Raw genomic sequence first — 14,949 nt, 5'->3', positions numbered from 1 at the left:
CGGCCCTTCCCCGGGACAGCCGGCCACCCCGGGGAAGGGCCACGCGCTCAGCCGGCCGCCGGTTCCAGCGCCCGCCGGGCGTAGGCGCGGACGTCGGCGTCGGTGTCGTCCGCGGCGGCGGCCAGCGCCTCACGGACCGGCCCCGACGCGCCGCCGTGCGGGAGCAGCGCGAGGACGACGGCCTTGCGGACGTCGGCGTGCGGGTCGCGCACGGCGGCCAGCAGGGCGGGCAGCGCGAACCCGGGATCCGCGGCGCCCAGCGCGGCGGCGGCGCCCCGGCGGACCTGCCAGGCCGGGTCGTCGAGGGCGGCGGCCGCCGCGGAGTCCAGCGGCGGCGGGCAGCCGGCGCCCGCCAGCGCCTCCAGCGCGGCGGCCCGCACCAGCACGTCCCCGTCCTGGATCAGCCCCTTCAGCGCGGGCAGCCCGCCGTCGACCGTCCCCAGCCCCTTGGCCACCGCGACCCGCACCTCGCGGGAGGGGTCGGCGGCGGCCCGCGCCAGGAGGTCGACGGCGTCGACCGACAGCAGGGCACGGACGGTCTCGATCCGCACCTCGATGTCCGGATCGTCCAGCGTGCCGCCGAACAGCGCCGCGTCGCCCAGCCGCAGCGCCCGCAGGACGTACAGGGCGGCCGCCCTCGCCCGCGGATCATCCACGCCCAGGGCGTCCACCAGCGGTGTCCGCAGGGCTTCGTCGCCCGGCAGCACCTCGACCAGTTCCAGCAGCGACGCGGCGGCCGCCTCCCGCACCCCCGCGTCGGGGTCGGCCAGCGCACGCGCCAGAGCGGGTCCGGTGCCGTCGGGCGACGTCTCGGTCAGCGTGGTGACGGCCGTCCGCCGCACGGCGGGATCGGGGTCCACCAGATACGGCTCGATGTCGGACAGGCCGGGCTGCGCCTCGGCCAGCGCGAGCAGGTCCAGGATCCGCGGCGACCCTGCGCCGGCCGCCGGGGTGACGGCTGCCGTCCCGGTGGGGCGGAAGAGCTCGGCCCCCGAGCCGACCGGTGCCACGTCGCGCGGTCCCGCCGTGGCCACCTGCTCCGGGTGCACCTCGCCGATCACCCTCACCGCCCGGTCGCCGTCCGGCTCGAAGCCGTCCACCGGCACGAGGTAGGGGGCGACCGGCCGGGTCAGGAACTCCATCTCGCCGCGTGTGCCCTTGCGCAGGTTGAGGTGGTGCAGCCAGTCGGCGTCGTCGCGCACGGGATGGTCGGTGCGCTCGTGGTAGAGCCCCCAGCGGCTCTCGGTGCGCGCCAGCGAGGAGCGGGCCGCCATCTCCGCGCAGTCGCGGATGAACGACACCTCCACGCAGCGCATCAGCTCGTGCGGGGTGCGGGCCCCCATCGACGCGATGTCACCGCGCATCCGCTGGAACGTCTCCACCGCGAGCGACAGCCGCGCGCCGCTCTTGGGCGGGGCGACGTAATCGTTGACGAACCGGCGCAGCTTGTACTCGACCTGCGGCTGCGGCGGGCCCTCGGGGTGGCGCAGCGGACGGTAGACCAGCTCGTGCGCGTCCCGCAGCTGGCCGGCCGGCAGCTCGCCCTCGAAGACCTCGTGCGCGGTGGCGGCGTCGGCGCCGGCCAGATCGCCGTAGACGAACGCCCCGATCATGTAGTTGTGCGGCACGCAGGCCAGGTCACCGGCCGCGTACAGCCCGGGGACGGTGGTGCGGGCGTGCTCGTCGACCCACACCCCGGAGGCGGAGTGCCCGCCGCACAGCCCGATCTCGGAGATGTGCATCTCCACGTCATGGGTGCGGTAGTCGTGTCCGCGCCCGGCGTGGAAGGTGCCGCGGGTCGGCCGTTCCGTGGTGTGCAGGATCGTCTCCAGCGCGGCCACGGACTCCTCGGGCAGATGACTGAGCTTGAGGTAGACGGGCCCGCGCTCCGAGGCGACCTCGCGGGCGAACTCGGACATCATCTGGCCCGACCAGTAGTCGGAGTCGACGAAGCGCTCACCGTGCCGGTTGACCTGGTAGCCGCCGAACGGATTGGCGACATAGGCGCAGGCCGGCCCGTTGTAGTCCTTGATCAGCGGGTTGATCTGGAAGCACTCGATCCCGCTGAGCTCGGCGCCCGCGTGGTACGCCATGGAGTGGCCGTCACCCGCGTTCGTCGGGTTCTCGTAGGTGCCGTACAAGTAGCCGCTGGCGGGCAGGCCGAGCCGGCCGCACGCGCCCGTCGCCAGGATGACCGCGCCCGCCCTGACCGTCACGAACTGCCCGGTACGGGTGTTGAACCCGGCGGCCCCGACCGCCCGCCCGCCGGACGTCAGCACCCGCACCGGCATGACGCGGTTCTCGATCCGGATCCGCTCGCGCATCTCGCGCCTCCGCAGCACCCGGTACAGGACCTTCTTGACGTCCTTGCCCTCGGGCATCGGCAGCACGTACTTCCCCGACCGGTGCACCTGCCGGACCGCGTACTCGCCGTGCTCGTCCTTCTCGAACTTCACGCCGTAGCGCTCGAGGCGCTGCACCATGGCGAAGCCGAGGGTGGCGGTCTGGCGGACGGTGATCTGGTTGACGATGCCGTCGTTGGCGCGGGTGATCTCCGCGACGTAGTCGTCGGGTTCCGCGCTGCCCGGGATGACGGCGTTGTTGACGCCGTCCATGCCCATCGCCAGCGCGCCCGAGTGCCGGACGTGCGCCTTCTCCAGCAGCAGCACGGACGCGCCGTTCTCTGCGGCGGTCAGGGCCGCCATGGTGCCGGCCGTGCCACCGCCGATGACGAGGACGTCGCAGCGGAGTTCCTCGGCGTCGTGGAGTGCGGGGATGTCCATGGGGGCCTTTCACATGCCGGTTCGGGTGCGGTTCGGGTACGGCGGGGTCGTCGGTTCAGGTGCCCAGGGACTGCAGGACCTCGCGGCGCAGCGCGACGGTTTCCGGCTCGCCGTGGGCGGCACGTTCGCGCGGGTGCGGGACGTCCAGGAGCCGGACCGCACGGTCGGCGTCCGTCCCGAGCAGGGCGATCCGGTCGCCGAGGAACACCGCCTCGTCCACGTCGTGCGTGACGAAGACGACGGTGGCGCGCGACGAGCGCAGCACCTCGACGAGCAACTGCTGCATCCCGGAACGGGTCTGCGCGTCCAGCGCGCCGAACGGCTCGTCCATCAGCAGCGCCCGCGGCTCGCCCGCCAGCGCGCGGGCCAGCTGGACGCGCTGCCGCTGCCCGCCGGAGAGCCGGTGGGGCAGCTCCTGCTCCCGGCCGGTGAGCCCGACGCGCTCGAGCCAGCCGGCCGCCCGGGTACGGCGTTCCGCCCGCCCCACCCGCCGGATCGCGAGCGGCAGTTCGACATTGCGGCGGACCGTCCGCCAGGGCAGCAGGCCGTCCTCCTGGAAGACCAGCGCCCGGTCGGCGCCGGGCCGGCCGATCGGCACGCCGTCCTGCGCCACCTGACCGCCCAGGGCGGGCAGCAGGCCCGCGAGCGTGCGCAGCAGCGTGGACTTGCCGCAGCCGGACGGGCCGACCACCGTGAGCAGTTCGCCCGGGGCGATGTCCAGGTCGAGCCCGGCCAGGACGGGCCGGCCGGAGCGGCCGATGGTGGCGTCGTCGAGGGTCAGCCGGACCCCGGGCGGCGCCGGAACGGTCGGTGCGGCCGGCGAGGGCGCGCCGACGGGGGTGACGCGGGTGCTGGTCACGGGTGCACCTTCCTGCTCGCGGGCTCGGGCTCGGGCTGCGGCGGTGCGGGGTCGGCTCGGACCGCCCGCCTCGGCGCGCCGGGGGTTCGGTAGCCCGCCCGGTCCCGGTCACCCGACGCGGTCCGCGGAAGCCAGCGCGTGACGCGCCTTCCGAGCAGTTCCACGGCGGCGGAGGTGATCCACCCCAGGACGCCGATGGTGGCCATGCCGACCAGCACGCCCGGGTAGTCCACGACCGTGTAGTCCTGCCATGTGCGGTAGCCGACCCCGTACTCGCCGGAGATCATCTCGGCGGAGATCACGCAGATCCACGACACCCCGATGCCCACCGACAGGCCCCCGAGAATGCCCGGCAGCGCCCCGGGGAGCACCACCTGTGCGAGCACCCGCCACCGGCTGCCGCCCATGGTGAGCACGGCCTCCTCCCACACCGGGGTCAGCGCCCGCACCGCGTGCCGGGTGCTGACCATGATCGGGAAGAAAGCGGCGGCGAAGGTGATGAAGACGATGCCCTGCTCGTTGGTCGGGAACAGCAGGATCGCGACGGGCACCAGCGCGATCGCCGGGATCGGCCGCAGCACCTCCAGCACCGGGCCGAGGATGTCGCGGGCGACCCGCGAGCGGGCGATCGCGGTGCCGACCGTCACGCCGAGCACGGCGGCGAGGGCGAAGCCGGTGACGATCCGCACGAGGCTGTCGCCGAGGTCCTGCCAGTACGGGCCGCCCGTCAGGCGGGTGCCGAACTCCCGGCCGACCTGGACGACGGTCGGCAACTGCTCGAAGCGAACCCAGAGGTTCACGCGCCGGGCGGTGAGGAACTGCCACAGGCCGAGGAACGCGGCCAGGGACGCCGCGCGCACGCAGTAACGGCCCCACGGCAGACGGGCGAAGCGCGGTCGCGTCGCGGCGGCCGTCGTGCCGGTTGTACCGGTCGTGGTCGTCGTGGTCACGGCGACTCCCGCAGCGCGGCGTCGTAGCCGATGAGCCGGGCGCCCGGGTGGCGCGCGATCCAGTCGCGGGCGTTGGCGGGGGTGGTGAAGGGCTGGAAGCGGGCCGTGGGAGCGGCGGCCGGGTCCTCGACCCACACCGACGAGCCGGCGAACCAGCGGGTGCCGGTCAGTGCGTCGGGAACGTAGCCGACCCGCACCTTGCCCGGGTGCTGCTTGACGTACCGCAGCAGGCAGCTCGGCGTGGTGAACGCCGTCGTCCGGTCCTCGCCCGACAGCCAGCTCTCGCTCGCCGTCGCCGGATCGGTCGCCCGGCCCCCGCACACCGGGTCGGTGCCGGTGACGGGTGCCGGATTGACGGTGGACGCCAGGTCCTTGGCGTACCCGGCGCCGTAGACCCGCTTCAGGTAGCGGTCGTCGGTGAAGGCGTCCACGTCGACCGAGTCGACGAGCTTGGCGGAGGAGAGCACCGGCACGTCCTGCTTCAGGGCGTTCAGAAGGCGCGGCTTCAGCGTCGTATCGAAGGCGGCGATGCCGCCGGCGCCGTTGTAGAGGTACACGACCTCGGGCGGCAGCCCAGTCGCCTTCGCCACCTGCTGCGCGGCGTCCAGCGGGTGCTGGTGCAGGTACCGGGTGGCCTGGATCTGCGCGGTGAGGAACGCGTCGACGACGGCCGGCCGTTGGCCGGCGAAGGCCGCGCGCACCGTCACACCGTGCAGCGTCGGCACGTCCAGCGCCGCACCGTCGTACAGCGGCTTCGCCTTGCCCTGGAAGACCAGCAGGCCCGGCCAGGCGACGAACTGCGACAGCGCGTCCGCGCTGCCGGACTGCAGGGCGGACGCACCGACGGCGGGCTGCTGGTTGAGCTTGTGCAGATCCTTGTTCGCGTCGATGCCGACCTTCTGCAGTGCCCGTACGAGGGTGCCGTCGGCGGCGGAGCCGACACTCGTCGAGACCTTCTTCCCGCGCAGGTCCGCCAGCGAGGAAAGCGTCGAATCCGGCTTGGTGACGACCATGTTGAGGCCGCCGCGCAGGTTGTACCCGGTGACGGAGACCAGCTTGGTCGGCGCCTTCATCTGCTGGCCGCGTGCCGCGTTGATCAGCAGCGGATAGTCGCCCATCGACCCGATGTCGACCTTCCGCGCCATCATCTGCGCGGTGATCGGCGCGCCGGTCGCGTAGTCCTGCCAGTCGACCTTGTACGTCACGCCGTCGCGCTTGCCCAGCTCGCCCAACGTGCGCTCGAAGTACCCCAGCGAACGCAGCAGCGTCCCCGCCGTCACCGTGTTGATCGTCTTCGACTGGTAGCCGACGGAGACCGTGACGGTCTTGCCGCCCTCCGCGCCCGCGTCCCCGCCGCAGCCGGCCAGCGGCAGCAGCAGGCCGGCGCCGGCCACCGCGACCACGCAGGTGCGGACGCGTCCGCACCGGGCGGACCCCGCCGACGTGACACCTCTCATCGTCATGGCGAGACCTTTCATCGCAGCAGGTAGGGCATGTTGACGGTGACCGCGTCCGTGGGGCAGCGGGCGGCGCAGGGGCCGCAGTACCAGCACTCGTCGACGTGCATGAACGCCTTGTTGGTGTCCGGGTTGATGGCGAGTGAGTCGAGCGGGCACATGTCGACACAGAGCGTGCAGCCGTCGATGCACCGGGACTCGTCGATCGTCACCGGTACGTCGGCGCGCTGGGGTACGACAGGCATGGCTGTCTCCTCGTAGGACTGCGGGTGAAGGGTGCGGTACGCGAACGGTCAGACGGACCGGTGCAGCTCTCCGCGCATGGTGATGCGGTCGCCGCGGAACCGGATGAACTCCAGGTCCACCGGGCGGCCGTCGGACAGGTGGGTGAGCCGTTCCAGCATCAGCACGGCGGCGCCGCGCGGGGCCTGGAGCACGGCGGCGGAGTGCGCGTCGGCGCTGACGGCCTCCAGGGTGATCTCGGCGGTGCCCAGCGGCTGGCCGGTGATCTCTTCGAGCAGCCGGAAGATGTCGGTGTTCTCCAGGTCGGCACTGAGCAGTTCGATGCCGACGTCCATCGGGATGTAGGTCAGGTCCAGGGAGAGCGGCAGCCCGTCGAGCCGCCGCAGCCGTTCGATGTACAGCACATCGGTGTCCGGGCCCTCCAGGCGCAGCCGTTCCGCGACGGGCGTGGGCGCCGGGACCGGCGCCATGGTGCGCACCTCGTTGGTGACCCGCCCGTGCTCGTGCAGCGTCTCCGCCAGGCCCATCAGCCGGTCCAGGCCGTGCGGGTACTTGGCGCCGACCACGACGGTGCCGACTCCCGGCACCCGTTCCACCAACTGCTCGGCGCGCAGCAGGTCGAGCGCCTGGCGGACGGTGTTGCGGGAGACGCCGTAGTCGGCGCCGAGCGCGTCCTCGTGCGGCAGCAGCCCGGCCGGGAACCCCCGCAGGAGCACCTGCCGCCGCAGCAGGTCGGCGAGTTGCCGCGCCTGGTCCGCCCGTAGCCGGCGGCGGCGCGCGGCGGCCACCGGTGCGGTGTGCTCACGGGTGCGCTCGGCGGGCATCGGGTTCTCCGGTCTGGGATGTCGCGTCGGTGGGCGGGGGTCCGCGCTCTGCGGTTCAACGGTCGCGACGTCGTGCGCCGCGTTCCCCGGGGGACCCTACCGAGGGTCGGAGCGAAGTGGTGTTGCCGAAGTGTTGCGCCACCAAAGGGACTGTGTGAACAGCCCTGACCTGCACGTTTGCTGTCCACATCGCAAGATCTGCCACTAGCCGCCACCAATCGACGCACTCCGGTCCCGGCGCGGCGGAAAAGGTGGTGCGCGAGCGGTGGCGCGCGCGACAGGATGCGGCATGGGCTGGCACACGACGAAGGACCTCGACGCGTTCCTGACGGCCGCGAGCGGCTTCCTGCGGGCACGCGCGGTGGAGAACACCGTACTGATCACCGTCGCGGATGGGCTGCGCCTGCGCGCCCTCGACGTGTACGGGGACACCCCGCCGCGGTTCGGCTGGTGGCATGACGCCGAAGGGACCGTCGGCGCCGCCTTCCTGGAGACGCCACCCTGGCCGCCACTCCTGACCCAGGCGCCGGTCGAGGCCGTCGCCGAGCTGGCGGACGTATGGGGCTCGAGGGAGGACCCGCTGCTCGGCGTCCGGGGGGAGCGGGCCACGGTCGAGGCCTTCGCCGACGCCTGGCGCTCCCGCACCGGGGTGGCGGCCGAGCCCGGCAAGGGCATCCGGCTGTTCCGGCTCGGAGAACTGACGCCGCCGGAGCCCGCTCCGGCCGGCCGCGCCAGAACCGCCCGGGCGGACGACCGGGAGCTGCTGGTGGAGTGGCACGAGGCGTTCGCCGGGGAGATCGGGGAGCCGAGCCCGAACGCCGGCGCGTTCGTCGACGACCGGCTCGGCCACGGCGGCCTCACGCTGTGGGAGGTCGACGGCGTGCCCGTGTCGATGGCGGGGAACACCCGCGCGCTCGCGGGCATGGTCCGCGTCGTCGCCGTCTACACCCCGCCCGCCCACCGCGGCCGCGGCTACGCGGGCGCGGCGACCGCCGTGGTCAGCCGCGCCGCACGCGACGCCGGAACGGCCGAGGTGGTGCTCTTCACCGACCTCGCCAACCCCACCAGCAACGCCCTCTACCGGCGCCTGGGATACCGGCCGGTCCAGGACCACGCCGCGGTGACCTACAGCCCGGCCGGCGGACGGTGAACCGGACCGACCGGCTGTACGCCCTCGTCGAGGAGTTGCGCGCGGTCGCGCCGCGCCCGCGCAGCGCCCGATGGCTCGCGCAGCGCTTCGAGGTCAGCACGCGCACCGTCGAACGCGACCTGAACGCGTTGCAGCAGTCCGGTGTGCCGGTCTACGCGGAGCCGGGCCGCACGGGCGGATACACCCTGGACAAGCAGCAGACGCTCCCGCCGCTGACCATCACCCCGGCGGAGGCGACCGCTCTCGCGGTCGGGCTGCACGCGCTGGACGGCACGCCGTTCGCCGAAGCCGCGCGCGGCGCGCTGCGGAAGGTGCTGGCCGTCATGCCCGCCCGCGAGCGCGGCGCGACCGCCGAGTTCGCCGACCGGGTGCACCTGCTCGCCCCGGACGAGGAGCGCCCCACCGTCCCGCGCGTCCTGCAGGACGCGCTCGCCGGCCGCCGCGTGCTGCGGCTCGCGTACGAGGACCGGGAGGGCGTGGCCAGCGAGCGGCTGGTGGAACCGCTCGGGTTCCTCGGTGGCGAGCGGTGGTACCTCATCGCCTGGTGCCGGCTGCGCGGAGCGGTGCGCGGGTTCCGGCTGGACCGGATCCAGGGGGTCACGGCCCTGGACGAGACGGTGCCGCCGCGCCGCGTCGCCCGCGGCGAGCTGGACGCGCTGGGCCGGGAGCTGATCGGTCTCGAGTGCGTCGCGGATCTGATCGACACCAGTGGGCGGACGGTTTCGTAAACACCGACAGGACGGTGTCGCCGGCCCTTCCGAAGATGGTGTCCACACCGCGAAGAAAGGCACGGACATGACTGTCGACCTGCACACGAGCACCACCGGCACCGGCACTGGCACCGACTCCGAACTCCGTCAGCTCGGCACCGGGCTGTTCCAGGACTGGACGGCGCTGTGGAACGGAGACCTCGCTCTCGCCGACCGCATCCTCACCCCCGGATTCCGGATCCACTTCGGCAACACCATCCCCACCGTGGACACCGACGCCCTGCGCGGCCCCGGTGGCCTGGCCTCGTTCATCGCCGCCCACCGCCGCGCCAAGCCGGGCCTGGTCTACCGCATGCACGGCGTTCCGCTCGTGGACCTCGCCGTCGCGGCCGGTGCCGCTCCGGCGGGCCAGGCCGGTCCCGCGGGTCAGGCCTGCTGCCGCTGGAGCGCCACCCGCCCCGACCCGGACGGCGCCGGTGAGCTCACGGCGAGCGGAATCGACGTTCTGGCCGTGGCGAACGGCCTGATCACCGATGTCTGGTCGCTGACCGGGAGCCGCCGCTTCGGTACCGACGACTGACAAGGCAGAATTGCGAGTGTGACATCGACTGACCGCCCCCCTGCTGGAGGTGCCGTGACCGGTTCCCGTCTCACCGCACTGCGACCTGCCGCTTTCGGCGCCGACCCCGTCGGCGCGCGACTGGAGCGGATCCTCGCGTCACCCAACTACGCCGACGGCGTCTTCCAGAACCCGGTGGGTGCGCGCTCCGTGCCCAGCGGGGGCCTGCTCAAGGCGCTGCCCGGCAACCTGCGCAAGGACGCGCGGGCACGGCGCCGGCCCGTCGCCCCGGTGCCCGTCCATCCGACGACGCTCGCCGACCTGGCGGCGGCGCCGGCGTCCGGGCTGCGGCTGACGTGGATGGGCCACTCGACCGTGCTCGCCGAGATCGGCGGCCGCCGGGTGCTCTTCGACCCGGTGTGGGGCGACCGCTGCTCGCCGTTCGCCTTCGCCGGGCCCAAGCGGGTGCACCCGGTGCCGGTCCCGTTGAAGACGCTCGGCACGGTGGACGTGGTGGTCATCTCGCACGACCACTACGACCATCTCGACATGCCCACCATCCAGGCGCTGGTCGGCACCGACACCGTTTTCGCCGTTCCGCTCGGCGTCGGTGCCCACCTGGAGCACTGGGGCATCGACCCCGCGCGGCTGCACGAGCTGGACTGGAACGAGTCGACCGAGGTGGGCGGGCTGACGCTGACCGCAACCCCGGCCCGGCACTTCTGCGGCCGCGGCCTGCGCGGCCGCCAGCAGACCCTGTGGGCGTCCTGGGTGGTGACCGGCGGTGACCACCGGATCTACCACAGTGGCGACACGGGGTACTTCCCCGGCTTCGCCGAGATCGGCGAGCGGCACGGCCCGTTCGACGCGACGATGATCCAGATCGGCGCCTACAGCGAGTTCTGGCCGGAGATCCACACCAACTGTACGCCAGGTGAGCCCTGCGATTGCAAGCCCGATCCGGGCCTTTGGCCAGACATCCACATGACACCTGACGAAGGCTTGCGCGCACACCTTGACTTGCAAGGAGGCAAGCCGGGCGGAATCCTTCTGCCGATCCACTGGGGAACGTTCAACTTGGCAATGCACCCGTGGGCGGAGCCGGGTGAACGCACGATGCTCGCTTCGGACCGGGCTGGACAGCAGGCTGCAACGCCCTTGGTTGGGCAGCCGTTCGAGCCCGCTACCTGTCCCGCTCCTGACCCGTGGTGGCGGAACGTAGCCGTGGTGCCAGACAGCGGCTGGGCCGTCTGGCCCCGTATCACGGCTGACTCCGGACAGCTTCCCGACGTAGCTGTGGAGGCATGATGGATGCCGACTTGCGTCAGATCACGGATGCGTTCTCCAGCATGCCGGCCGATGAACGACAGCGGCTCATGGCCGCCATAGACGGCCCTCCCCGGCGTGAGCGTCAGGAGGAGAACAGGGGCTTCGCACCGCTACCTACAGGGCGCGATACGTCTCGGCTCAAGGTCCGAGTCGTCCATACCCAGAACGGCGCGTAGCGCGTCCAGAGACCCGGCCGTCGCCGGGGGGGGGTGGGCGACGACCGGGCCTGCACCAGTCTACCGATCAATTAATTCACTCAAGCACTGCGACACGGAGGCACCTTTTGGTGCCCCGCAAGTGTCCGTCTCGGGGGTCAACTTCTCGTAGACTTTGGGGTCTCCAGTCGCACCCCTCGGTGAACGGATGACGCAGACATGCCCCGACTTGCTCAACAAGGCAGTAAAATCAGCCGAGTCAAAAACCCAGAGGCTCCGCGTCTTCCTGCAAACTTGCGGGACGCGGAGATGTCCCGGGACGACTTTGCGGATGACGCGGTCATTCGCAACGTTCGTTACGACGGCGAACATCTGATTGGGCGGGATGTCGAGGCCCTGGAGGCAGAAGGATGCTACTTCGGCAACCTGCGGTTCACCGGTACCCGGTTGCGACAGACTCAGATCAGTGACGCGCACTTCGACACATGCGACTTCGCCGAGGTCAGCGCCCAGGACGTGTCCCTCTTGCGTTGCCGTGTGACCGGCAGTCGCATGACTGGTTCATCGTGGAAGGCCAGCACGTTTCGGGACGTGACCTTTGAAAACTGCGTCAGCGCTCCAGCCATGTTCCGAAACTCAAAAATCTACGCCGTGGCCTTCATGGATTGCCGAATGATCGGGGTGGACTTCCAGTTCTCCGAGCTGCACAACGTGCGCTTCGTGAACTGCGACCTTACTGGCGCTCAGTTCGGCAACGTGAAGATGGGCACAGTGCGATTCGAAAACTCAACGCTGCTCGACGTGGGCGGGGTGGCACATTTCAAAGGCGCAACGGTGCAAGGCCCAGGGTCGATGGAACTGGCCCTGAGCCTGGCACGTGAGGTGGGTATCAACTTCGAGTAGCGGGATGACCGCCTAGGCGGCCACCGCCGGCCGGTACCCCGCGTACGTGGGGTCAGTAATTGTCTGGGCCACGTGCGCGAAGTCGATGCTGGCCGCGAAGCCGCACAGCTCGTCCAGAAGCATCGCGCCGTACTCGGTGAAGACCTCCCGGTGGGTGGCGAGGTCCGCGCACGCGTCGCGCAGCGACTCCGTGTAAAGGTCGATCAGGGTTGTGGTGCCGCGCTGGTGTTGCAGGTACATCAGTGGGACCGTCACGGCCGCCGCGTGAAACGCCTTGTCCAGCGGCCTCCGCTGGCCGATCTTGACAGCCGACAGAGCGCGGTGCTCGTCGGCCTCCAACTCGACGGACGGCAGGGTGAACGTGCCGTACACCGTGTCCGCGACGAACAGGTTGAGGTGCATCGCCTCATGCGTCAGGCACTCGGTGTACTGCGGCACCTCCCACTTGGGCCCGGGGCTCATGACCACGACGCCGGGCATCTGGGAAGCCGAGCCGCCTCCATCCGCTCCCGAGTTCAGGACCACGATGTCCGTCACCAGCAACCGGACCATGCGGTAGAGGCCCGGACTCATCTCCTGGAGGTAACGGAGCGCCGACGCGATGTTCGCCTTCCAGCGGTCACGCGTGACCGCGTCGCTCGGCGTGGCACCGTCGAAAATGTGGGCGAAGATGCCGTGGTTCAGGCAGTAGTCCGACCAATCACCGTCCTCGAACGTGATGGCGGCGTAGTTGTTGTTCTTGTCTTCGTCGTAGTGGGCCGGCAGAGGGCGAAGGGTGCTGATCGCCTTCCTGTACGCGACGGGCAGATCCTCTGCCGTGGGGAATTCGTTGCTCAGCGCGGTGACCATCCGCGCGGTGTTCTCGTAGCTGTGGCCGAGGTTCATGAAGTGCACGAGGAGTGTCCTCCTTGTATGTAGCCTGGCGCACGCCCGGGGCGGGTACCCGCCCCGGGCGCACTTGAGAGTCAGCGCGTCAGGCTGCGGATCAGGCGGTCCAGCCGCCCATCATGCAGTTGTTCGCGTCACTCTGGGACGCGGCCACGCGCGCCTTCACGCCGGACACGACAGCGGTCGGGTCGCCCTTGATGGCGGCAACCAGGTCGCTGAGGGTGTCATCGGAGATGGCCGGTTCGGTGGTCGGCACCACGGTCTTCACGGGCATGTGCGTACCTCTTCCAACTCGGATGGTTGTGCACGGACCTTGCAACCCACCCCAGCCGGACCGTCTCCACAGTGGCGGCCGGGGTGGGAGTATCAGGCCAGCCCTGAACGGGCTGGCATGCGAGGAATCGGCTCCTTGCCGCGTAATGCTTCTCCTCGGTTTCCGATTGCTTGCATCCGACCGCCTGACGGCAGCCGTAGTCCCTTGCCCGGACTCGAACCGGGGTCACCGAAATGCCGTACGACCGTCTATGGGGTGGGCATTCCGGACTCTTCCGTATTGAGTTACAAGGGACCGTAGCGGGGAGCTACGGGCTAGTCATCTGTCAGTTCCCAGGTATGGCCACCGGGGTGCTGAGAGAACTCGGTGCATATTGATGACCCGTTGGTCGGCTGGGCGAGGCAATCGGCCCTGGTTTGTAGAGAGAAGAGTCCGTCAGTGCTGTCCCACACCGCCCACACAGCCCCGGATTTCGGCTCGCTGAGTTCGAGGATGAGGCCGTAGTGAACAGGGATGGTGTGCTCTTCCAGGGTGCACCGAACGGTCCGCTCCACGTCACTCGCAGAGTATTTGCCCCCGGGTACTTTGCTGAGGACCAGGTCTGCGAATTTGTCAGGAACCTTCGCTTCCTGATTGCACACGTGTCGCATGGGGTCGGGCAGTGCTGTCATGATTGATGCTCTCTCACGGCTCACTTGCAGTTCTTTGACTAATTCAAGTGGTGCCCGCTCCGGTCACGCGGGGGAGCCGGGGAGCCCATCCCCGTCAGGTCGGCGGGAACCTTCCTCTTGGGCTCTCGTGACCGGAGCGGGGTCTATTAGGGGCCGCGATGTCCAGAGTCACTAGAAGCCGCTACGGCGGTGGCTGGGAGGGAACAGCGGTTTTAGCTGCTTCATCTGCTAGGTCAAGCACAGCCACAGCCAGCCGACGCACGTAGCTCACAGCGTCAAACTCGTCAGCGGGACATCGCTCGAACAGCAGGGCACGGGTGAAGTGAACTTGCGAAGGACTTGGGGATACGAAACACAACATCCTGCGAAGTGATGCATGCAACTGGCTAGCAAGCGCCTTGGCGCCTTGTGCCGTCAGCACAGCGTCCTCACCTAACACCTCTTCGAGGTCATCAAGGATGTCCTCGCTCAGGCTCGAACGTAGAGCTTCCCCCAGCCGGAACAAGGTCCTGGATTCAATGCATGCAACACCTATGGAAGGGGCGTACGTCGTCATGCGCTCACCGCCTGAGGGCGGGATAACGAGCTGATGTAGGACAGCCGACGGCGGTACTCGGCAGGCAAGGGCAGAGCAGCCCAGACGATCTTCCCCCTGGGCTGGGTCGGAGCAGCGCCCCACTGTCCTTCAGACAAGCCGGCCACCACTTGCAGACCACGGCCCCCCTCAGCGTCATAGGAGATCGGCTGAAGAGCCGGACGCCGCAAACTCTGATCCCACACCCCAATGTGTAACCGGGTGTTCGTCACCCACAAAGACAGGGTGCACTGAGGGACGGGCGGCTGACCCTGGTCCTGCTTGAACGGTATGGCGTCCTGGCCGGCATGGCGTACCGCGTTGCTCGTCAGCTCAACGACGACGACCGCCGCGTCAAAGGACACCTCCGCAGGCATCTGCCACTTCTGTAGAACGTCCTCGGTGTGACTCCGGGCGAAGTGGACAGCGGTGGGTTCGCACGCTAGGTCGAGCCTGCTCTGAAAGAACTGTCCCCCCGCGGCCATCGCTGCACCTCCCAACGTGGTTGTGGAGCCCAAGGCCCCGCGTCTGCTGCTACGCACTAAGCAACCGCATGAACACGCAGAGCGGTACGGTGTGTGCAGTGCGAGAGCGTGAATCACGTGAAAGTTCGCGGGAGT

The 14,949-nt window shown here is 70.2% G+C and carries 14 protein-coding genes; 5 read left to right on the top strand and 9 right to left on the bottom strand.

Features of this window, described 5'->3' with window-relative positions; genetic code table 11:
* Positions 1–47: 47 nt before the first annotated feature.
* The 6 genes from O3X23_RS06695 to O3X23_RS06670 all read right to left on the bottom strand — a co-directional run bounded on the left by O3X23_RS06695 (position 48) and on the right by O3X23_RS06670 (position 7,116).
* Positions 48–2,783, bottom strand: coding sequence for a fumarate reductase/succinate dehydrogenase flavoprotein subunit (locus O3X23_RS06695; RefSeq protein ID WP_269270211.1), 2,736 nt, complete (start codon positions 2,781–2,783; stop codon positions 48–50).
* Positions 2,784–2,838: 55 nt separating this feature from the next.
* Positions 2,839–3,642 (bottom strand): ABC transporter ATP-binding protein, encoded by an 804-nt coding sequence (locus O3X23_RS06690; RefSeq protein ID WP_443047783.1) that lies wholly within the window; start codon positions 3,640–3,642, stop codon positions 2,839–2,841.
* Positions 3,639–4,523, bottom strand: a complete 885-nt coding sequence (locus O3X23_RS06685; RefSeq protein WP_269270375.1) for an ABC transporter permease — start codon at positions 4,521–4,523, stop codon at positions 3,639–3,641. The genes O3X23_RS06690 and O3X23_RS06685 overlap by 4 nt, the downstream gene beginning before the upstream one ends.
* 65 nt (positions 4,524–4,588) lie before the next feature.
* Positions 4,589–6,049: an ABC transporter substrate-binding protein gene (locus tag O3X23_RS06680; protein ID WP_269270374.1), complete on the bottom strand. Its 1,461-nt coding sequence runs from the start codon at positions 6,047–6,049 to the stop codon at positions 4,589–4,591.
* Between the two features lie 17 nt (positions 6,050–6,066).
* On the bottom strand, positions 6,067–6,294 hold the full coding sequence (locus tag O3X23_RS06675; RefSeq protein ID WP_250978538.1) for a 4Fe-4S dicluster domain-containing protein: 228 nt from the start codon (positions 6,292–6,294) through the stop codon (positions 6,067–6,069).
* 48 nt (positions 6,295–6,342) lie between these two features.
* Positions 6,343–7,116 carry a GntR family transcriptional regulator gene (locus tag O3X23_RS06670; RefSeq protein ID WP_269270208.1) on the bottom strand — a complete coding sequence of 258 codons (774 nt, stop codon included), beginning with the start codon at positions 7,114–7,116 and terminating at the stop codon, positions 6,343–6,345.
* A 289-nt stretch (positions 7,117–7,405) separates the two neighbouring features.
* Here O3X23_RS06670 and O3X23_RS06665 point away from each other — a divergent pair, with 289 nt between their 5' ends.
* The 5 genes from O3X23_RS06665 to O3X23_RS06645 all read left to right on the top strand — a co-directional run bounded on the left by O3X23_RS06665 (position 7,406) and on the right by O3X23_RS06645 (position 11,922).
* Positions 7,406–8,266, top strand: a complete 861-nt coding sequence (locus O3X23_RS06665) for a GNAT family N-acetyltransferase (RefSeq protein ID WP_269270207.1) — start codon at positions 7,406–7,408, stop codon at positions 8,264–8,266.
* Positions 8,263–8,994 carry a helix-turn-helix transcriptional regulator gene (locus O3X23_RS06660; RefSeq protein WP_269270206.1) on the top strand — a complete coding sequence of 244 codons (732 nt, stop codon included), beginning with the start codon at positions 8,263–8,265 and terminating at the stop codon, positions 8,992–8,994. The genes O3X23_RS06665 and O3X23_RS06660 overlap by 4 nt, the downstream gene beginning before the upstream one ends.
* A 67-nt stretch (positions 8,995–9,061) precedes the next feature.
* Positions 9,062–9,556 (top strand): nuclear transport factor 2 family protein, encoded by a 495-nt coding sequence (locus O3X23_RS06655; protein WP_269270204.1) that lies wholly within the window; start codon positions 9,062–9,064, stop codon positions 9,554–9,556.
* A 54-nt stretch (positions 9,557–9,610) separates the two neighbouring features.
* Positions 9,611–10,843: an MBL fold metallo-hydrolase gene (locus O3X23_RS06650; protein ID WP_269270202.1), complete on the top strand. Its 1,233-nt coding sequence runs from the start codon at positions 9,611–9,613 to the stop codon at positions 10,841–10,843.
* 485 nt (positions 10,844–11,328) lie between these two features.
* Positions 11,329–11,922 carry a pentapeptide repeat-containing protein gene (locus O3X23_RS06645; protein ID WP_269270200.1) on the top strand — a complete coding sequence of 198 codons (594 nt, stop codon included), beginning with the start codon at positions 11,329–11,331 and terminating at the stop codon, positions 11,920–11,922.
* 12 nt (positions 11,923–11,934) lie between these two features.
* Here O3X23_RS06645 and O3X23_RS06640 read toward each other — a convergent pair whose 3' ends face one another.
* The 3 genes from O3X23_RS06640 to O3X23_RS44105 form a co-directional block, all read right to left on the bottom strand.
* Complete coding sequence (locus tag O3X23_RS06640) at positions 11,935–12,807, bottom strand: aKG-HExxH-type peptide beta-hydroxylase (protein WP_269270373.1); 873 nt, start codon at positions 12,805–12,807, stop codon at positions 11,935–11,937.
* Positions 12,808–12,907: 100 nt separating this feature from the next.
* A complete protein-coding gene (locus tag O3X23_RS06635) occupies positions 12,908–13,084 on the bottom strand; it encodes a hypothetical protein (protein ID WP_269270199.1) in 177 nt (58 codons plus the stop codon).
* 1,223 nt (positions 13,085–14,307) lie between these two features.
* Complete coding sequence (locus O3X23_RS44105; RefSeq protein WP_443047782.1) at positions 14,308–14,814, bottom strand: ATP-binding protein; 507 nt, start codon at positions 14,812–14,814, stop codon at positions 14,308–14,310.
* Between the last annotated feature and the right edge of the window lie 135 nt (positions 14,815–14,949).

The sequence above is a fragment of the Streptomyces sp. H39-S7 genome (assembly GCF_027158205.1).
In the GTDB taxonomy this organism is placed as follows: Bacteria; Actinomycetota; Actinomycetes; order Streptomycetales; family Streptomycetaceae; genus Actinacidiphila.
This window is presented reverse-complemented; position numbering and strand designations above follow the sequence as displayed.

Excerpts from the sequence above, each read along its gene's own strand:
- O3X23_RS06655 (WP_269270204.1), top strand. The coding sequence starts at position 9,062 with ATGACTGTCGACCTGCACACGAGCACCACCGGCACCGGCACTGGCACC.
- O3X23_RS44105 (WP_443047782.1), bottom strand. The coding sequence starts at position 14,814 with ATGGCCGCGGGGGGACAGTTCTTTCAGAGCAGGCTCGACCTAGCGTGC.
- O3X23_RS06665 (WP_269270207.1), top strand. The coding sequence starts at position 7,406 with ATGGGCTGGCACACGACGAAGGACCTCGACGCGTTCCTGACGGCCGCG.
- O3X23_RS06695 (WP_269270211.1), bottom strand. The coding sequence starts at position 2,783 with ATGGACATCCCCGCACTCCACGACGCCGAGGAACTCCGCTGCGACGTC.
- O3X23_RS06675 (WP_250978538.1), bottom strand. The coding sequence starts at position 6,294 with ATGCCTGTCGTACCCCAGCGCGCCGACGTACCGGTGACGATCGACGAG.
- O3X23_RS06670 (WP_269270208.1), bottom strand. The coding sequence starts at position 7,116 with ATGCCCGCCGAGCGCACCCGTGAGCACACCGCACCGGTGGCCGCCGCG.
- O3X23_RS06640 (WP_269270373.1), bottom strand. The coding sequence starts at position 12,807 with ATGAACCTCGGCCACAGCTACGAGAACACCGCGCGGATGGTCACCGCG.
- O3X23_RS06635 (WP_269270199.1), bottom strand. The coding sequence starts at position 13,084 with ATGCCCGTGAAGACCGTGGTGCCGACCACCGAACCGGCCATCTCCGAT.
- O3X23_RS06645 (WP_269270200.1), top strand. The coding sequence starts at position 11,329 with ATGTCCCGGGACGACTTTGCGGATGACGCGGTCATTCGCAACGTTCGT.
- O3X23_RS06680 (WP_269270374.1), bottom strand. The coding sequence starts at position 6,049 with ATGAGAGGTGTCACGTCGGCGGGGTCCGCCCGGTGCGGACGCGTCCGC.